General features: G+C 56.3%; 15 protein-coding genes and 1 rRNA gene. 10 read left to right on the top strand and 6 right to left on the bottom strand.

Annotated features, from left to right (window positions below; genetic code table 11):
• The first annotated feature begins 53 nt into the window (after positions 1–53).
• From BD01_RS07705 to BD01_RS07685, 5 genes are read left to right on the top strand one after another with little or no spacing between them, the layout of a single operon-like run.
• Positions 54–1,028, top strand: coding sequence for an AAA family ATPase (locus tag BD01_RS07705; protein WP_042691638.1), 975 nt, complete (start codon positions 54–56; stop codon positions 1,026–1,028).
• Positions 1,018–2,943 (top strand): DUF4129 domain-containing protein, encoded by a 1,926-nt coding sequence (locus BD01_RS07700; RefSeq protein WP_042691636.1) that lies wholly within the window; start codon positions 1,018–1,020, stop codon positions 2,941–2,943. Before BD01_RS07705 ends, BD01_RS07700 begins: the two co-directional genes overlap by 11 nt.
• A complete protein-coding gene (locus tag BD01_RS07695; RefSeq protein WP_042691634.1) occupies positions 2,930–3,742 on the top strand; it encodes a hypothetical protein in 813 nt (270 codons plus the stop codon). Before BD01_RS07700 ends, BD01_RS07695 begins: the two co-directional genes overlap by 14 nt.
• Positions 3,739–4,986, top strand: a complete 1,248-nt coding sequence (locus tag BD01_RS07690) for a DUF58 domain-containing protein (RefSeq protein ID WP_042691631.1) — start codon at positions 3,739–3,741, stop codon at positions 4,984–4,986. The genes BD01_RS07695 and BD01_RS07690 overlap by 4 nt, the downstream gene beginning before the upstream one ends.
• Positions 4,967–5,878, top strand: coding sequence for a hypothetical protein (locus BD01_RS07685; RefSeq protein ID WP_042691628.1), 912 nt, complete (start codon positions 4,967–4,969; stop codon positions 5,876–5,878). Before BD01_RS07690 ends, BD01_RS07685 begins: the two co-directional genes overlap by 20 nt.
• Here BD01_RS07685 and BD01_RS07680 read toward each other — a convergent pair.
• Positions 5,829–7,094: an adenosylhomocysteinase gene (locus BD01_RS07680; RefSeq protein ID WP_042691625.1), complete on the bottom strand. Its 1,266-nt coding sequence runs from the start codon at positions 7,092–7,094 to the stop codon at positions 5,829–5,831. The genes BD01_RS07685 and BD01_RS07680 overlap by 50 nt on opposite strands.
• Before the next feature lie 53 nt (positions 7,095–7,147).
• On the opposite strand from BD01_RS07680, the gene BD01_RS07675 reads away from it, so the two are divergent.
• The gene (locus BD01_RS07675; RefSeq protein ID WP_042691623.1) at positions 7,148–7,720 is read left to right on the top strand and encodes a cyclase family protein; all 573 of its coding nucleotides are present in this window, start codon (positions 7,148–7,150) and stop codon (positions 7,718–7,720) included.
• 223 nt (positions 7,721–7,943) lie between these two features.
• Complete coding sequence (locus BD01_RS07670; protein WP_051482184.1) at positions 7,944–9,107, top strand: cell wall-binding repeat-containing protein; 1,164 nt, start codon at positions 7,944–7,946, stop codon at positions 9,105–9,107.
• Here BD01_RS07670 and BD01_RS07665 read toward each other — a convergent pair whose 3' ends face one another.
• Positions 9,108–9,470: a ribonuclease P protein component 4 gene (locus BD01_RS07665; protein ID WP_042691620.1), complete on the bottom strand. Its 363-nt coding sequence runs from the start codon at positions 9,468–9,470 to the stop codon at positions 9,108–9,110.
• 1 nt (position 9,471) lies between these two features.
• On the bottom strand, positions 9,472–10,959 hold the full coding sequence (locus BD01_RS07660; protein WP_042693261.1) for a hypothetical protein: 1,488 nt from the start codon (positions 10,957–10,959) through the stop codon (positions 9,472–9,474).
• A 53-nt stretch (positions 10,960–11,012) separates the two neighbouring features.
• Between BD01_RS07660 and rrf the strand changes: the two genes are divergently transcribed.
• Positions 11,013–11,134: ribosomal RNA gene (rrf, locus tag BD01_RS07655) — 5S ribosomal RNA — on the top strand.
• A 74-nt stretch (positions 11,135–11,208) separates the two neighbouring features.
• Entirely contained in the window at positions 11,209–12,258 is a 1,050-nt protein-coding gene (locus tag BD01_RS07650) for a coiled-coil domain-containing protein (RefSeq protein WP_042691618.1), read from the top strand.
• Here BD01_RS07650 and BD01_RS07645 read toward each other — a convergent pair.
• A complete protein-coding gene (locus tag BD01_RS07645; RefSeq protein WP_042691615.1) occupies positions 12,226–12,975 on the bottom strand; it encodes a PH0542 domain-containing protein in 750 nt (249 codons plus the stop codon). The two genes, BD01_RS07650 and BD01_RS07645, sit on opposite strands and share 33 nt — an antisense overlap.
• 69 nt (positions 12,976–13,044) lie before the next feature.
• On the opposite strand from BD01_RS07645, the gene BD01_RS07640 reads away from it, so the two are divergent.
• On the top strand, positions 13,045–14,319 hold the full coding sequence (locus BD01_RS07640; RefSeq protein ID WP_042691612.1) for an outer membrane protein assembly factor BamB family protein: 1,275 nt from the start codon (positions 13,045–13,047) through the stop codon (positions 14,317–14,319).
• On the opposite strand, the gene BD01_RS07635 is transcribed toward BD01_RS07640, so the two are convergent.
• Positions 14,312–15,337: a CheF family chemotaxis protein gene (locus tag BD01_RS07635; RefSeq protein ID WP_042691609.1), complete on the bottom strand. Its 1,026-nt coding sequence runs from the start codon at positions 15,335–15,337 to the stop codon at positions 14,312–14,314. The genes BD01_RS07640 and BD01_RS07635 overlap by 8 nt on opposite strands.
• A gap of 18 nt (positions 15,338–15,355) precedes the next feature.
• Positions 15,356–16,096, bottom strand: coding sequence for a hypothetical protein (locus BD01_RS07630; protein WP_042691607.1), 741 nt, complete (start codon positions 16,094–16,096; stop codon positions 15,356–15,358).
• Positions 16,097–16,130: the final 34 nt, after the last annotated feature.

Genomic DNA, 16,130 nt, shown 5'->3' with positions numbered 1-16,130 from the left:
CTGTTGTTTTCAAGCGTCAATGGTAAACTGAAAATGCATGCGAGGTGTATGGAGTGGAGCCCGGTGAATTCAGGAGCATTGTGGATGAAATCGTGTCGGAGATTTCCACCGTTTACATCGGAAATACGGAGCCCATTCGAAAGACTCTCACGGCTCTCCTCGTGAACGGAAACGTTCTCTTTGAGGATTACCCCGGTCTTGGAAAGACACTGCTCGCGAAGGCGTTTGGCAAAACGCTGGGGCTCAGTTACACGAGGATTCAGTTCACTCCCGACCTGCTTCCTGCGGACATAACCGGAACAAAGGTGTGGCGCCACGATAAGGGCGTTTTTGAGCTCGTTAAGGGGCCAATCTTCACCAACGTTCTGCTCGCGGATGAAATAAACCGTGCCCCTCCAAAAACCCAGTCTGCACTGCTTGAGGCCATGGAGGAGAGGCAGGTAACGATAGAGGGCGAAACCCACAGACTCGACAGGCCGTTCTTCGTCATAGCCACCCAGAACCCCATAGAGTTCGAGGGAACGTATCCCCTCCCGGAGGCCCAGCTCGACCGCTTTCTCCTCCGTTTGAGCGTTGGCTATCCCCGGAGCCTTGAGGATGAGATAGCCATTATGGAAGCCCGTCTGCGCTGGGGTAAGGACGACCCGACTGAGGACTTGGAACCCGTGATTGACAGGGAAACCCTCCTGGAGATGCAGAACCTCGTTGAGAAGAACGTCTTCGTCGGGAGGGAAATCCTGACCTACATCGCGATGCTCGTGAGAACGGCACGTTCGGACGGCAGGGTTGAGGCAGGGCCGAGCCCGAGGGGTGCCCTCGCCTTAATGAAGATTGCCAAGGCCAACGCCCTGATGGAGGGCCGGGATTACGTGATTCCCGACGACGTGAAGGCCTTCGCCGTTGATGCTCTGGCCCACAGGATAGTTGTGAAACCCGAACATGCCTTTGAAGGTGTTACCGGCAGGGACGTGGTTCTGAGCGCCCTCCAGAAAACTCCTGTGCCGAAGGGAGACGACGATGAGGCGTGAAAGATACGCACTGCTGTTGCTCCTCCTCATCCTCCTCGCGACCCTGACCCTTGGGTACGAGGGCTCCTCCGCCGGTGGAGGGGGTAAAACAAGAAACGCCCTCAGCGGGCTCTTCATGGAAGCCTCCAAGAGCCTTACAAAGGCCGGTTCAAGGTCGACCCAGATGGGTTCGTTTAACCCGAACTCCTTTGGAGGGGGCAACTACCGCCCGGGCGTTCCGACGTCCGACTTCGGCTTCAAACCCACCGACAAGAAAACTCGCTGTCCCGTTGCAATCCTCCCGAAGGACCCAATGCTGGTATGCGTTGAAAGACCCGCGAGGAGTGTCCCCCTACTCTCCTGGAACCTTCCCCGGGATTTTGATATGATAGTCTGGTACAGGGGAACCTACTACCTCCCCTACGTCGAAAGCCCGTCCGGCCCGGTTCCCCTCAAGGGGGTCAACCGCCAGCCCAGATACCGCCTCGACACTGAAACCCCAATCGTTATGACGACCTACGGGGTCTCGAAGGAGTTCACGGTCTATACCAACTTCACGGGCCCGCTCAACTACACCTCCGGCCTGCCTCTGAGGATTATTTCCCGGACTGAAAACGGCTCGGTAATAACCTACACTTTTGAGGTCCCTCCAGTTGGTAGAAACTACACCCCCGGCTACTACCCGGTCTTCATTTTCACATCAAACAAAACCGGCAGGACAGCTCTCCTTATGTGGGTGGCGCTCCTTGAAAAGCCCGTTGTTGAGATAACGAAATATCCGGCTGTCCTCTCGGGCAACGGCGACCTTAGAATGCCCCTCACAGGAACAGTGATGTACCCGAATGGAAGCCCCGTGCGGGACGGCCTTGTAACCGTAACCCTCAACAGGACGAAGAACACAACGGGCACTATAGTCGGCGTTGTTCGGGTCAGCAACGGCACGTTTAACCTGACGGCGGTCGTCCCCGAGGGTGAGATGCCGGGAAGCTACCACATCGTTGCCCACTACAGGGGCTACCTTGCTTACCCTTCCAACAGCGACCCCCTTGTTACAATAAAGCGGGTTCCCGAGGTTGAACTTAAGCGCCTGAACGGGACCCTTGCAATTTTCTTCAACTGGAACGGCAATCCCCTGCCCAACAGGACGATAACGGTTACCGTAGGAAACCTGAGCCTGAACCTGACGACGGATGAGACGGGTTACGCCTATCTGAGAATCGGTAACGCCACGGGGACGGTTAGGATAGTGTATCGGGGTGATGACCTGTACCTGCCCCTCAACGAAACCCTTGAAATTCCTCCAGTGGAGAACGGAAAGGAAACGACATCCTCTGAGTCCGGGGCAAAACATTCCCTTAACATCTCCCGCATCATGAAGCTTGCATCGGGCCTGCTCCTGGTTGCTGGCATTGCCTACGTTGTGCTGAAGCGTAAAAACCTCCCAGAGCTATCCCTGCCGTCCCGTCAGGTTTACATTGAGCCGTTGAGGGTTCTCAGCCCGGCCAGGAGGGTTTTTCTGCCCAACGAGCCGGTAAGGGTCGTGTTGAACAGGCCCGCGGAGGCTTTCCTCGATGGCGAGCCCCTTGGCAGGGGAGATGCATTTGAGCTTCGGCCGGGCGTCGGGACTCACGTTTTCTCGGCGGAGGACGTTAGCTTTGAGTTCCACGTTCTTCCCCCGCGCGAGGCAGTGATTAGGGCCTACAACCTGCATTTTCTCCCCTACGTGGAGTCCCTGGGAGTGCCCACCGAGAGGAGGACGCCCTTTGAGATAGTCCGCGCCCTCAGGAGAAAGGGGCTCGCTGACCCTGCTCTTGAGACAATCGCGTCCCTCTTCGTTTTAGCTGACTACGCGGAGCGTCCCCTCGAGAGTCGCGACTTCATGGAGTTCGTGGAAGCCCTTGAGAGACTGGGGGTGTTCGGTGATGGAGAAGAGTAAGGTCAATTCAATCCTCTCAACGGCCTTTACCTGGGCTGTGATTGGCCTGATGTTCATGAAGGAACCCGTCCCGTCCATACTCCTTGGTATAGGTGCGGGAGTTGCAATGTTCGCCAGATACGCAAGAAGGTATCACGACCTCCTCATTCGGGGCGCTGGGTGGGGTGTGGCTTCCCTTGCGTTCCTCCTCTATACCGGCTCACATTGGTACAAGTGGTTTTTCGTCGGGATTACCGCGTGGGTCGCTGTTTCCTACGTCCTGGCCTACCTCCTTAGGGTAATGTTCGATAACGATTTCATTGAGAGGAAATTCCTCGCGTTCCTCCTTGTTGGGGCCGTCTTTTCGTTCCTGCTTGCGTATCCAACCCTCAGGGGAGCACTGCGTTTCCTTATCCTGCTGACCATGAGCGGATTAATCCTCTACCTGACCTACGCCGTCTCAACTTACGTCTCCGCACACCTTAGCAAGAAGTCCCGGGTTGAACCACTCCCACTGCCGTCCGGAGGCGTTCGGGAGGACTACTACTCAAGGGAGCTTGGAAGGGTCATCGAGGCGTTCGTTGAGAAGGGGGACAAGGTTCCTCTGACGGTCTTTTTAATCCGAAACGCTCCTGAAGGCCTCGCCGAGGTCCAGCTCCGTGAAATCGTGAGGCCGATAGTGGAGTACGCTCCTCCAAGGCTTTCGCCCCTCCTTCCTCCCTGGGTGGTTGAGAAAAGGCTTGACGATGAGAGGCTCAGACGTCTTGAAATTCTCAGGAAAACCCTTAGAAGGCTCGGCTTTTCGGGGGTTGACTCATGAGGCGGATGGACGTCCTGCTGTTCGCGACCCTTGCGCCGTTCTCACTCGCGCTCTTCACTGGGGTTCTTGGTCTGGCATACGCGAGCCTAATCCCGGCGTCAATCCTTGCGTATTCCCTCCTCTCCGACCTGCCATCGGGTTTTCACGTTGAAAGAACTGTGGAAGCGCGAAACCTTGCCGTGGGCCGGCGCGCCAGGGTTCACGTTAGGCTCACCGTTGAGCGGGGCGCGGGTTTGGTGTTCATCGGGGACGTTGTCTCTCCCGGGCTTAAGGTTCACGGCCGAAACCGCAGGGTTTTCGTAAAGCTCCCCGGTGAGGTTCTTCAGGTCGAGTATTCCTACGAGGTCTCCCCCGGAAAGAGGGGTGTTCACTCAATCTCCCCCGTGGAGGTCATAGGCAGGGACTTCCTTGGACTCTTCGGGGCGAACTACGGGATATTCGGAGACGAGGTTACGATAGAGTCCAGACCGGCCATTGGTAGTCTCAGGGCGAGTTCCCTGCGGAGTATCCGGGCTAAAAGGCGTGGTCTGCCGGTGGTTCTCTCCCGCAAGGGAATATCTTCCCGGGACTTTAAGGAGATTAGGGAGTATCAGCCCGGGGACCCCCTCAATGCAATCAACTGGAAGGCCACCGCCCGCTTTGGAGTTCCCCTTGTCAACGAGTACGAGCCCGAGGGTATGGCAACCGTCATGGTGTACGCGGACACGACGACCGAGATGGGAACTGGGGACGTCTTCAGCGGGGCCCTCGAAAGCGCCCTAAGTCTGTCGCTTTCCCTTGTTCACACCCTCCTCAAGGCAAACCTGAGGGTCGGCCTGTATCTGGCGGGCTCTGGAAGGTTCGTAACACCCAGAACTGGAACTCAGGCGTTTTCAAGCTTTCTGAGGGCTGTTCTCTCCGCCGGCCCGTCCCCTAACCCCGAACCGATGCCCCTCGCGGTGGAGCGTTCAAAGAGGGCTGGAAAAGTTGACCTCGCGGTAATCATAACCAACGTTACCCCCTACAACGTTTCTGAGCTGAGGGACGCCGTTGGAAAGCTCAGGAAAACCTTTAACTGCAGGGTTCTTCTCGTGGACATCAACCCGTATGGGGCGATTGATAAGGACGTCATGTACCTTTCCCGTCTCCACAAGCGAAAGCTGGCCGGAACGCTTGGCGTGCCCGTGGTGGAGTGGGTTCCCTCCCAGGAAAGTCCGAGCACAGCCCTGAAAAAAGTCCTTGGGGGTGTCTCCCTTGCGCTTTAGGGTCTCAACGAATTCACTCAAGCTCGCCGTTCTGGTCTCATTGCTCCCGCTGGCATGGCTGGCTTCGCTGACGGACGTTGTCAGGTTCCTCGCCGGCAACATTGGGGCCCGGTTTGGAATTCCCGTCTCTCCCCTGCTCTTGGGAATCTTTCTTGTCATCGTTCCCGCGCTCATCTACGTTTACCTGACCGGAGACCTCCTCAAGCCGTTCCTCCTGGCGCTGGTTCTGTATCTTCTGCCCGCAGTCTTTGGGATAGACTTTAACCTGCTCGACAGGTACGTTCCAGGAGCAATTATGCTGTTCACTGGTTTCCTGCTGGCGCTATTTATAACGTGGCTCGAGGGGGACGTTAAGTCTGTTGAGGGTGAGGAGAGTGAAAGGCTCTTCATATCGTCCCTTCGTGAAGTTCTCGTCCCCCTGCCCCTCGGAATAATGCTGACGGTCCTGCTCCTATGGCGCAGTTCCCTCGGAAAAACCCCACGGAACGTCCTTCCCCTGGCATTCCTGCCACCGCTTCTGCTCTTTGCCACCGTGGCATTTGCGCTTCACTTTAGAGAGGACCAGAATGAGCAGGTACTACCCGCTAAAAAGTCATACCTACTCCTCCGCACCACCATGAAGGCCGGCGATTCATTTATTCTCGATGTATCTGAGAGGATGGAAAGGAGCGTTACATTCACCTTGTCCGGCGGGTTTCCGGTTGAAAGGCCGATACTCCTCAAACTTGAGTGGGACGACGAAGCCCCAGAGGTGGTTGTTCTAATGTCCCCCTGGGACACGCGAACTCTACTGAAGGCCGGGGAGTTAAGAAATGGAGAAGAAACGTACTTCCTGTACTTCCCTACGTCCCGTGCTCCCAGCTCTCAAGGTATTCCTTCTGCTCCTCGGTGAGCTCCTCAATCTTTATTCCCATCGCGTTCAGCTTAATCCTCGCTACCATCTCGTCAATCTCCCTCGGCAGGACGTAAACTTTGGGCTCAAGCCTCTCGTGGTTCTCCTTGATGTACTGCGCCGCCTTCGCCTGCAGTGCAAAGCTCATGTCCATAATCTCCGCCGGATGGCCGTCTGCTGCCGCTAAATTGACCAGCCTTCCGTCGGCTAAGAGGTAGAGCCTCCTTCCGTCCTTAAGCTTGTACTCCCTGATGTTGGGCCTCGGCTCGCTTATTTCAACGGCGAGCTCCTCAAGGTCGGGCTTCCATATCTCAACGTCGAAGTGGCCGGCGTTGGCCATTATGACGCCGTCCTTCATGAGCTCGAAGTGCTCTTTGCGAATGCACTTGATGTTGCCCGTCGAGGTAACGAAGATGTCTCCTATCTTGGATGCCTCCTTCATGTCCATGACGAGGAAGCCGTCCATCCTCGCCTCCAAGGCCCTAATCGGGTCAACCTCAACAACGATTACGGTAGCGCCGAGGCCCCTCGCCCTCATCGCTATTCCCCTTCCGCACCAGCCGTAGCCGACAACGACGACGTTCTTTCCGGCGACGAGCAAGTTGGTTGTCCTTATTATGCCGTCCCATGTGGACTGGCCGGTTCCGTAGCGGTTGTCGAAGAGGTATTTGGTATAGCTGTCGTTGACCGCTATGATTGGGAACCTCAGAACCCCGTCCTTCTCCATCGCGCGGAGCCTTATTACCCCTGTCGTTGTTTCCTCGCTCGCGCCCCAGATTTCGTCTATTAACTCCTGCCTCTCGCGGTGAACGGTGCTTATCATGTCCGCGCCGTCGTCTATGATGATGTTGGGCCTTATATCCAGAGCCTTGTGCATGTTCTCGTAGTACTCCTCCCTGCTCTCGCCCCTAATCGCGTAGACCTTGACGCCGGCTTTAGCCAATGCGGCGACGACATCATCTTGAGTGCTCAGCGGGTTGCTGGCGGCGGCAGAAACCTCCGCTCCCCCGGCCTTAAGGGTCAGGAGCAGGAAGGCCGTCTTCATCTCAAGGTGTAGCGTCGTGGCGATTCTGACGCCCTTAAAGGGCTTCTCCCTCTCGAACTCCCTCCTTATCGTCTGGAGAACGGGCATGAAGCGCGAAACCCAGTCAATCTTCTTCTCCCCGCTCGGGGCAAGGGAGATGTCCTTGACGCAGTAATCCTTCGTGCAGTCCATATCAATCACCGGTGGGTTTTTAATTTCCGGAGTTAAAAAGGGTTGGTGTTGTTATGATAGTCGACCTCTCGCTCCCCCTCGGAGAGGACACGCCGGTTTACCCAGGCGACCCTGAGGTAAAGGTCAAACCCTGGGCCTTCATCGAGCGCGACGGCTACTACATGAACGCCCTTCGCATGGGCGAGCACTCCGGGACGCACGTTGACGCTCCTGCTCACTTCATTCCCGGCGGAAAGACGATAGACGAGATGCCCCTTGAGAAGTTTATAGGTGAGGCCTTCGTCGTTGACGTCCGCGACGGAGAGGGAACCGTTACGCTTGACGAACTGCCTGATTCGGGTTATCACGGCAGGATTGTCCTCTTCCTCACTGGTGGGAGGGAGCTCTCACCCGAGGTCGCGCTCTTTGTGGTGGCAGAGGGTGCCAAAGCCGTTGGCACTGATGCGATGAGCATCGGCGACGAGACTGTTCACACTATTCTTCTGACCGCGGAGGTGCCGGTGTTCGAGAACCTCGTCAACCTTGAGGCTCTGGTTGGGCGAACCTTCACGTTCATAGGTCTTCCCCTGAGAATCGAGGGTGGCTCTGGAAGCCCTGTTAGGGCGGTAGCGATAGTCGAAGATTAACGTTCCTTTTGGTTTCTCCTGTGATATTGTGGCTTTTTTCGGGTAACTGTTGGGTAGTTTTGCCCCTGGAACGATTTGGAACGATTAGGTTCTTTCTGGTTCGTTGTGGGAAGTATGAGAACGAACGAAATGCCCTGGATTTTTTAGAAACCGTCTATCTGCCCTTAATTTCGTGAAAAAAGCTTAAATAGGGCTTTTTCATAGTTGGTAATGGTGATGAGCCATGATGGGTAAGAAGTTGGTGGCAGTCCTGTTCGGACTGCTTATGATTGGAATGGCATTTGGAGCGGGAAGTGCATACGCAGGGGAAGCGACGGTTACAGTAATCCTCGTCAGCGACAACGCCGCGGACAACGCGATAGCTCAGTACCTCGCCAACCTGACCGGTGCGGTCGTCGTGACGACCACCTGGGGCACCTACGACCCGAACGTTACGGCGGAGATACTGAGCTACGCCCCGGACCAGGTTATAATAATAGGCGGTCCCGACGCGGTTGTGAGCGAGTACGTTACCGACCTTGAGGAGTACAACATAACCGTTTACCGCTGGTGGGGAGCCAACAGGTACGAGACTGACCTCGCGGTTATGGGCAACGCCAGCAAGGTCTTTGGAATCAAGTTCAACGCCAGCGTCGTCGTTGCCGGCAACGACAGCCTTGCAGTCCAGACCGCCCTCAGGCTCGCCGTCCAGAACCGTGCGATGATAATATACGTCAACCAGTCGACCAACGCCACCAGGCTCATGGAGAGGTTCCAGGTCAGGGAGATGGTAATGGTCCAGAGCAGGGCCTCTGAGAAGGTCATGGAAAAGGTCTCCAGGGAGCTCAAGGCCTGCAACTGCACCGCCAAGCAGGTCCAGGCCAATGTTACGGCCGAGCAGGTTAAGATGATTATGGAGCAGGTCCGCGAGAGGCTCATGGCCATCGAGGGGATAGCGAACACCACGAACTCCACTCAGCTTATGGAGCAGGTTAGGGAGATGCTCCAGCTCATGGAGCAGGCTAACGCAAGCCTTCAGGCAGGAAACGTCACCGGAGCCTACGCTTTGGCCCTTAAGCTTCAGGTGAAGACCGAGTTCGCCCTCAAGGAGGCCAACAAGGAGCTCCACAGGGCCATGGAAAAGAACGGAAAGCTCGCCCTTGAGATGGAGCTTGAGAAGATTGAGGCCCAGCTTGAGGTCCTTGAGAAGGCAGGGGTTAACGTTAGCTCCGTTCAGACAATCCTTGACAAGGTCAAGGAGGCAATTGATGCGGGGAACTACAGCGTTGCCAGGGTGCTCCTCAAGGATGCCAAGAAGGCCCTCCACGAGCTCTACATGACGAACAGGGAAACCGTTAAGATGAACCCTGGGATGGGTTCAAAGCCCGAGAAGAGCGGAAGGCACTGATTAGGTTTCCTCCCCTTTTCTCCTCGCTTTTTTCTCCCGCAGGTACGGGTAGCGCATTATGTGCCCGCAGTTGAGACACTTTATGACGACGTGGGGGTAGGGCTTGCTCCTCAGCCTCACGCGCGCGTTCTTTCCCGGGACGAGGAATGAGTGACAGCGCTTGCAGTAGCGACGCTTCCACTTCCTCGGGAGTCTTATCTTGGCCTTCTGCTGGACGGCAAGGGCTATCTCAACGTATCTGTCCGCCAGCTCTGGGCTGTATGGAAAAACCCTTTCCGCGAGGGTAAAGAGCGTCTCAACGCGCTCCCTCGCTATCCTTTTCTTCTCCCTCTGCTCCTTCTTTCTCAGGAACTTCTTCCCCACGTTACCACCTCACCAGCTTCAGCTTTCCGGGGAACGGTTCGTAGAGGTAACCCTCGCGGAGCAACTTTTCAAGGGTCTCCCCCGCGTGCTCCCTCCTGAAACCGGCCTCGATGAGGGCCTTTAAGAACTCCTCCCTCGTGACCGTGCCGTCAATGGAAGTCGCCTCGAGGTCTTCAAAGATTCTGACGCCAATCTCCGCCACCCGGGAGTTCCCTATGTAGCGCTCGTACTCCCTCAGGAGCCTCAGCTTTTCCCTGTCGGGAAGTTCGTTTATCCACGTGTCGGTTATCTCCTGGTACAATCCGAGCAGGTCGCTTATGAGGCCCCTTCCGAGTTTTCCCTCGAAGCGCCCCATCGCGCCGAGAAGCCTCGCCCCGAGCCTGTATCTGAGCCCGACATTAAAGACCTTGCCCGAGAGAGTTAAGGCATCGAAGAGCTCTCCGTATTCGTTCCGGTTTCTCATTAGGAAGGCCTCAAAGCGGTAGCGGTAGTCCTCCATCTCACCGAGGTTTAAAACTCCAACGCGCCTTCTGGCGGCCATAATTGTGGCGACGACGTTAGGAATAAGCTCCTCAAGCTCGCGGTTTCGCTCGTAGGCAACGTCCTCGGTTATTACGAGCGGGGCCTCGCCAAGGGTTGCTGTCTCGTCCTCGGGCTTCATCACGAGCCTCGGGCTGAGAAAGCCTGCGCTCTTTTCCCGGAAGTGCTCCTCCGCCCACTTGGGCACCGGCCTGGGCCTCTTCAGCATGGCCCTCGTGTGGGGGACGTAGTAGGCCAACTTCGCCCTCGGCCTCGCGAACCTGAAGTCGAGGCCCAAGAACTCATCGTCGAACTCCGTCCATCTGTCCCTCCTGAGCTTCAGCTCCTCCGGAAGGAGCGAGTGGAGGTATTTTAACGCCTCCCAGAGTGAGAGAACCGAGCGCTCGCGCTCTCCCTTGAAGGCCGAGAACGTCACCCCCTCTCCCCAGTTCCCCGCTCCTATGACGGTCGGGGCGCTCAGGAGGGAGTATATTATCGCCCTCTCCGTCTCGTAGTTCGCGTAGACCGTGCTCGAAATGAGGCTCTCAAGCTCGCCCCGGCTCAGCGTGTAGCCCTCGTAGCGGAGCCAGCGGTTTTCGTAGGAGGTTTCCTTCAGCTCGATGACGCGGAGAAGCCTGAGGTTTCCGTAGGGGTAGGCGTCGAGTATTCCCCTGACCCGCACGTAGGCGCCGGAATAAACGCTATCCTCAATCGAGCTCGCTTCATCTATCCTCAGAACTAGGTACGCCCTGAGCTTGCTCTTCTTCAGTTCTTCCGGTGAGAGTGGGGTTAGAAGGTAGTAAACCGCGTCCCTCGGCGCGTTAGGTGGTTGTCTGAGTAGCAGGAAGCCTTCAACTTCAACCTCCTCCCCGTTCCTCCCCTGGATTTCGCGAAGGAAATCCCTAACCCGGGTCTCTGGTGTCAGGGGCTCCCTGTGCTCCTCCCTGAGTAGCGCGAGTAGCTCTTCCATCGAAGCCTGAAGAACCGCAAAGTTTATAAAGTCATCTCTGAAGGTGTTATCGGCACGGCGGCCATAGCGGCGGGGTTACACCCGGTCTCGTTTCGACCCCGGAAGTTAAGCCCGCCTGCGTTCCCGGGTGTACTGCCCTCCGAGAGGGGGCGGGAAACCGGGAACGCCGCCGGCCACTAACCTTCTCTCGTAACCACCTACACAAAAGCTATTTAAGAGGCCGGGACTATTTTTTTACGGTCGGTAGTTATGCTCAAGAAGTCATCGAAGGGCAGGCTGACTTGGGACTACATTCGAGACCGGCATTCCGAGGTTATCGAGGAATTCAAGACCCTGCGTAACTGGGACGAGGTTAAATCCGCTATCCCTGAGTCCGAAACTCTTGGCGACTACTCCCTTCTTGCCCTTGAAGCAATAGCGGCCGTTATCCGGGAACTCCGCATCGAACGCTCCTTTCTGAGCGAGAGAATAGAGAACCTCAACCGCAAGCTTGAGGAGCTCGGTACTTCTCACAGGGAACTCAGCTACTCCGTTGACAAACGGCTCAAGGAGCTTGAGGCCAGGATTTCAGAGCTGGAGCAGAGGACGCTTTTCCTTGAGGGCGTCGAGGCTATAGTCCCGAGGATGAACGAGCTTGAGGAGAAGCTTGACCGCCTCCCGGCTGAGCTCTTCAAGCGTGTTGAGGAGACCTATGGGAAGAAGGCCGATGAGCACCTCAGGAAGCTCGTCGAGGAGCGGGTTGAGGAGCTGAGGGAAGAGCTCAAGCGCGAGGTTCTCGGTGTAAGCGTTGACCTCGCCAAGGCCCTTAGGGAGCTTCAGGAGCACTACGAGAAGCTCGTTGAGGAGAACGTCCGGCTCAGGGGGCTGGCGAAGGAGAACGATAAGTTAAGAAAGAAGCTCGTCGAGCGGGAGCGCGAGCTGGAGGAGCTGAAGAAGAGGCTCGCAATGTTCCAGGAGATGGCCAAGCGCGTTGATGCCCTGAGCGAGAAGATTGGTAAGTACGAAGAGAGGCTTAAGGAGATTCGGGCAATCGAGAAGGAGCTGGTGGCCCTGACCGGTGCAAAGGACGCCCTCTCGGCGATTGAGGTCATCAAGAGCGATTTCATTCCCAAGTCCAAGTTCGAAAAGACATTAAACGAGATAAGGTCGCTCCTGGCGGAGGCCGAGTCGCTGAAGGAAGAGAACGAGCGCCTAAGACGGGAGAACGAGAAGCTTAAGGAGGCCCTTAAGACGCTCCTCCAGGAGAGGCTCGGTGAAACGAGTGATTCAGACACCTCTGTCGAGAATGATGAGTCTTGAGAGCCCCTCTTTCAGCTTCTTCTGAACGAGTTCGCTCCGGTCGTCCTTTACCTCCTCAAGCTTTGACATCACTATCTTTCTGAGCTTTTCGTTGGTTTCGCCGAGTGCAACTAACGTCTCGACGGCGCTCGCACGCACGAGCTCGTTCTTGTCGTGGAGGAGAGCGAAGAGCTTGGGCAGGAAGGGAGTTACATACTTCATTCCGTTCTCGCTGAGCGCGAGAATGAAGTTGAGCGCCGCGAGCTTGTCGGAGGTTTCCTTTGAGGTCAGCATGAAGCCTATGTCGCGGAAGACGTTGCCGAGCAGGCTGGGTCTGACGCGCATTATTTCCTCAAGGACGTAGGTCGCGTTCACCTTTATCTTCGGGTCTCCAACGCGGTAGTTGGCGAAGATTACCGGCACTATCTTTGCCACCTTGCCCGGGGCAATCTCGGCCAGAACGCCGAAGGCCCTGGCTATCTCCTGGGTGAGGGGAACCGCCTCGCTCTTCCTGAGCATGACCATGAGCTTGGTTATAAGCGAGTCGTGCAGCTCGGGCATGTCCCTCAGAACTTCGACGACGACGCGGAGGGCGTTCTTCTGAACTGTCCACAGGTCGTCATCGAGGAGTTCTATTACCTCCTTGAGGAACTCCTTGTTGACCGTTGCCCTCGCTATGACCTCCTGAAGGCCCTCCCCCGTTGCCAGTGCCTCCCTAAGGTCGAACTCCTCGTCCATCGCTTCCACCATAGGGGATACTGCAAAGGTTTATATAAGCTTTTCACCACTTCTTTTGGGGGATTGGCCATGAAGCGAAGCGTTCCAGTGATTTTGGTGGCTTTGCTGGCGTTTCTTCTGCTCGGAAGCGTTTCAGCGTCCCAGAGTCCAGTGCTGTGGAAGGGGACGGTCTGCGATAACGTGAAGTACCAGAAAAGCATAGAGGCCGTTGCCCTGACGGAGGATGCAGTCTACGCCGCCTGCTCCTACCGGCAGGTCATGAACTCGAGCGGTCTCGTTGAGGTCTACTACCTAGGTGTCCTATCGGCCTTTTCCACCAACGGTTCTAGGCTGTGGCAGAACTCCTCTGGATACACCGTCAAGCTCGTCCCCACCGGAGATGACGTTCTCGCTGGCAGTTTCGGCGCCCTCCTCAAGTTCGATAAGAAGGGCCGCATAGTGTCGCTCTACGACGTCGTGAACAAGCTCTATGACTTCGTGGTTTCAGATGGGGTTGCCTACGTAGCCGACGGGGACTTCTTCCTGTACAACGGCTCCCGCTCCTACAAGGGGCACGTTTACGCGGTGAAGCTCGGTGAAAACCTGACGGGCATCTGGAACCTTACCTTCGACGATATGATTACCCGCGTTAGGGCTGGCGACGGCATCATCTACGCGAGCTCCGGTTTTCCATCGGGCTACGTTGGAAGCTTCCAGTTCGGTTCCCTCTACGGGATATCCCCCGAGGGAAAGCTCCTCTGGAACGTCAGCCTCGGCCACTGGGTTCGCGACATGGAGGTCTGGAAGGGCAACGCGGTTCTTGGAACCGGCTGGGACAACTCTAAGGGCCGTCTCTACGTGGTCTCCCCTGCCGGGAAGGTGCTCCTCAACGAGAGCCTCTTTTACACCGAGGATATACTGGTTCTGAACGATACCGCTTACATCGGAGGCTACGACGGCAAGAACGGAACTCTGGTAGCCGTTGAGCTGCCCTCAGGAAAGACCCTCTGGGAGAGGAAGTTCCCCTACCGCGTTAAGACCCTGGCCTACACCGACGGCGTTCTCCTGGCCGGAACCGGCAAGTTCCAGAGCAAGACCGAGAACGGAACGACCTACATCTACAGCGTTGGCAACCTATACGCCATCAACCCAAAGGACGGAAAGACCCTCGGTGAGCTTCCAAACACGGGCTACGTCAGGAGCATAGCGGTGAAGGGCAGCGAGGCGGTAATCGGAACGGCGAGCTCAACGTTCTACGTGATTGATGTCAGCGCCATGAAAGGAAGCCAGAAGAGCTCCATATGCGGGCCTGGGTTCATAGTTCTCCTCGCAGCCCTTGTCCTGCTCCTGCGGAGGTTCACATAGAGACGAGGCCGTATTCGATTAGTTTGTTCACTATTTTTCTTCCTTCCCTCGTGAGGTCAACGACCTTCCTTATCATGACTATCTTGAGGAGCCCCTTGTCTATCATCCTGTCGTAGATTTCCTCGATTTCCCTCTCGCTGAGGCCGAGGAACTGGTGTATCTCAAGCGGGTTGAGGCCGGAGTAGAGCGCCATGAGTATCTGCTTCTCAGTCTCGTCGAGGCTTTCGAGTTCTTTAAGTTCTTTCTCCATTACCTCCTTGAACTCCGCCTGGAGCGTTGGGAACTCCTTCGAGACCTTCATGATGAACTCAAAGTAGCCTGGTATGTACTTGAGCAGGTAGCGCAGGATGAAGAGCCTCGTCTTCTTCTCGGGGATGTAGAGGTAGGACGTTACCGTCTCGCTGATGTAGAAGTGTTTTATCTTCCAAGCCTGAACCTTCTTGCCGTCCATGTCGACTTCCTCGACGTCCATGTCCTCAACGTCCGAGAATATTGGGATGGGCCTCATGTCGGGGTCAAGAACCACGATGTTCCTCTCGGTTCTTCCCTTCTTGGCGGACTTGACGGAGACTATTCTCAGCGAACCGTCCTGCCACTTGGAGTCCATGTTTATCGCTCCGCCCTTTATCCTTGCGAGCTGTATCCTGACAGCCTTTCCGTTTATCAGGGTTTCAAAAATCGTGTGGACGAACTCCTTGAACTTCTTCTCATCGTATATAAGGAGGTTGTCACCAATCGTTAGGATGAGCGTGAGGTCGCCCCTTCCGGGAACGTAAAACTTCAATCCAAAGTGCTCCTTCTCCGGGTTGAGCTTGTAGTTGTCGGGAACGTTGACGGCCAGGTCGCTGAGCGTTGAGAATGGGAAGTTGTCCTCGCCGACGACCTCACCCATGCGAAGATACTTTAGAATAAGCCTATCGTGTTGAATAACCCCGAGGGCATCGCGCCAGTTCACACGGCCCGAGCCCTTCCAGGACGATATGATGGCTACCTTGACCCTGGTTTCCGTTACCGCCATGGCTCATCCCTTCCGCCCTCAGGTGAGGGCCTGGCACTCCTCCAGTTGCCTCTCAAGCTTTTCAACCTTCGCGCGGAGCTTCTCGCACTCCTGGGAGAGCTTTATCTCCAGGGGCGTTACGGCCGGGTTTCCGCCGCGCGAGGATATCATCTCGTCGAGTATGCTCACGGCACTGTTGATGCTACTCGTCATCCTTATAAGTGCTTCCTCGGGCGGGAGCTTGATGGTTGTCTTTCCGTCCTTGCTCTTGACGGTAATTGGGAGCTTCGTCCTTGCGACGTAGGCTATCACTTGGTTGAGCTTCTCCTTGTCCTTCTGGCTCGGGAAGCGCGCCAGCCAGAGCTTCTTGAACTCGTCGAGCTCGGCGAGGACCTTCATAAGGAACGCGTTGTACTCGTCCTCGCTTATGTACCCGAGGGTGTAGCCCCTCGCAACGTCGAGGAGCATGAGCAGCCTCTCCTTCTTGTGTCTGGCCTCATCGAGGACGCGCTGAACCTTCTCGTCAATGACCTGGCGGAGCTTTTTGATGAGCTCGTCCTCGTTAACCCCCGAGACGCTCATCTGCTTCTTCTCTTCCCTGGGGGCAGCCTTGGGCTCCTCCCTTTTCGGGGCGGGGCTCTCGCTCTTCAGCTCCCGCTCAAGCAGGGCCGCGTAGAGCTCTCCCATCTGGTTGCTTATCGCGTTGGTTATGAGGTACGCTGTAACCACCATGCCGAGCAACACCACGACCGCGATGACTGCAATCATTACCCAGTCCACGTTCTCACCCCCTCAAAGTGGAAAGGGAAACAAC

This window comes from Thermococcus nautili (assembly GCF_000585495.1).
Taxonomy (GTDB): domain Archaea; phylum Methanobacteriota_B; class Thermococci; order Thermococcales; family Thermococcaceae; genus Thermococcus; species Thermococcus nautili.
The sequence above is the reverse complement of the archived record's forward strand: the minus strand, read 5'-3'. Positions and strand labels throughout refer to the sequence as shown.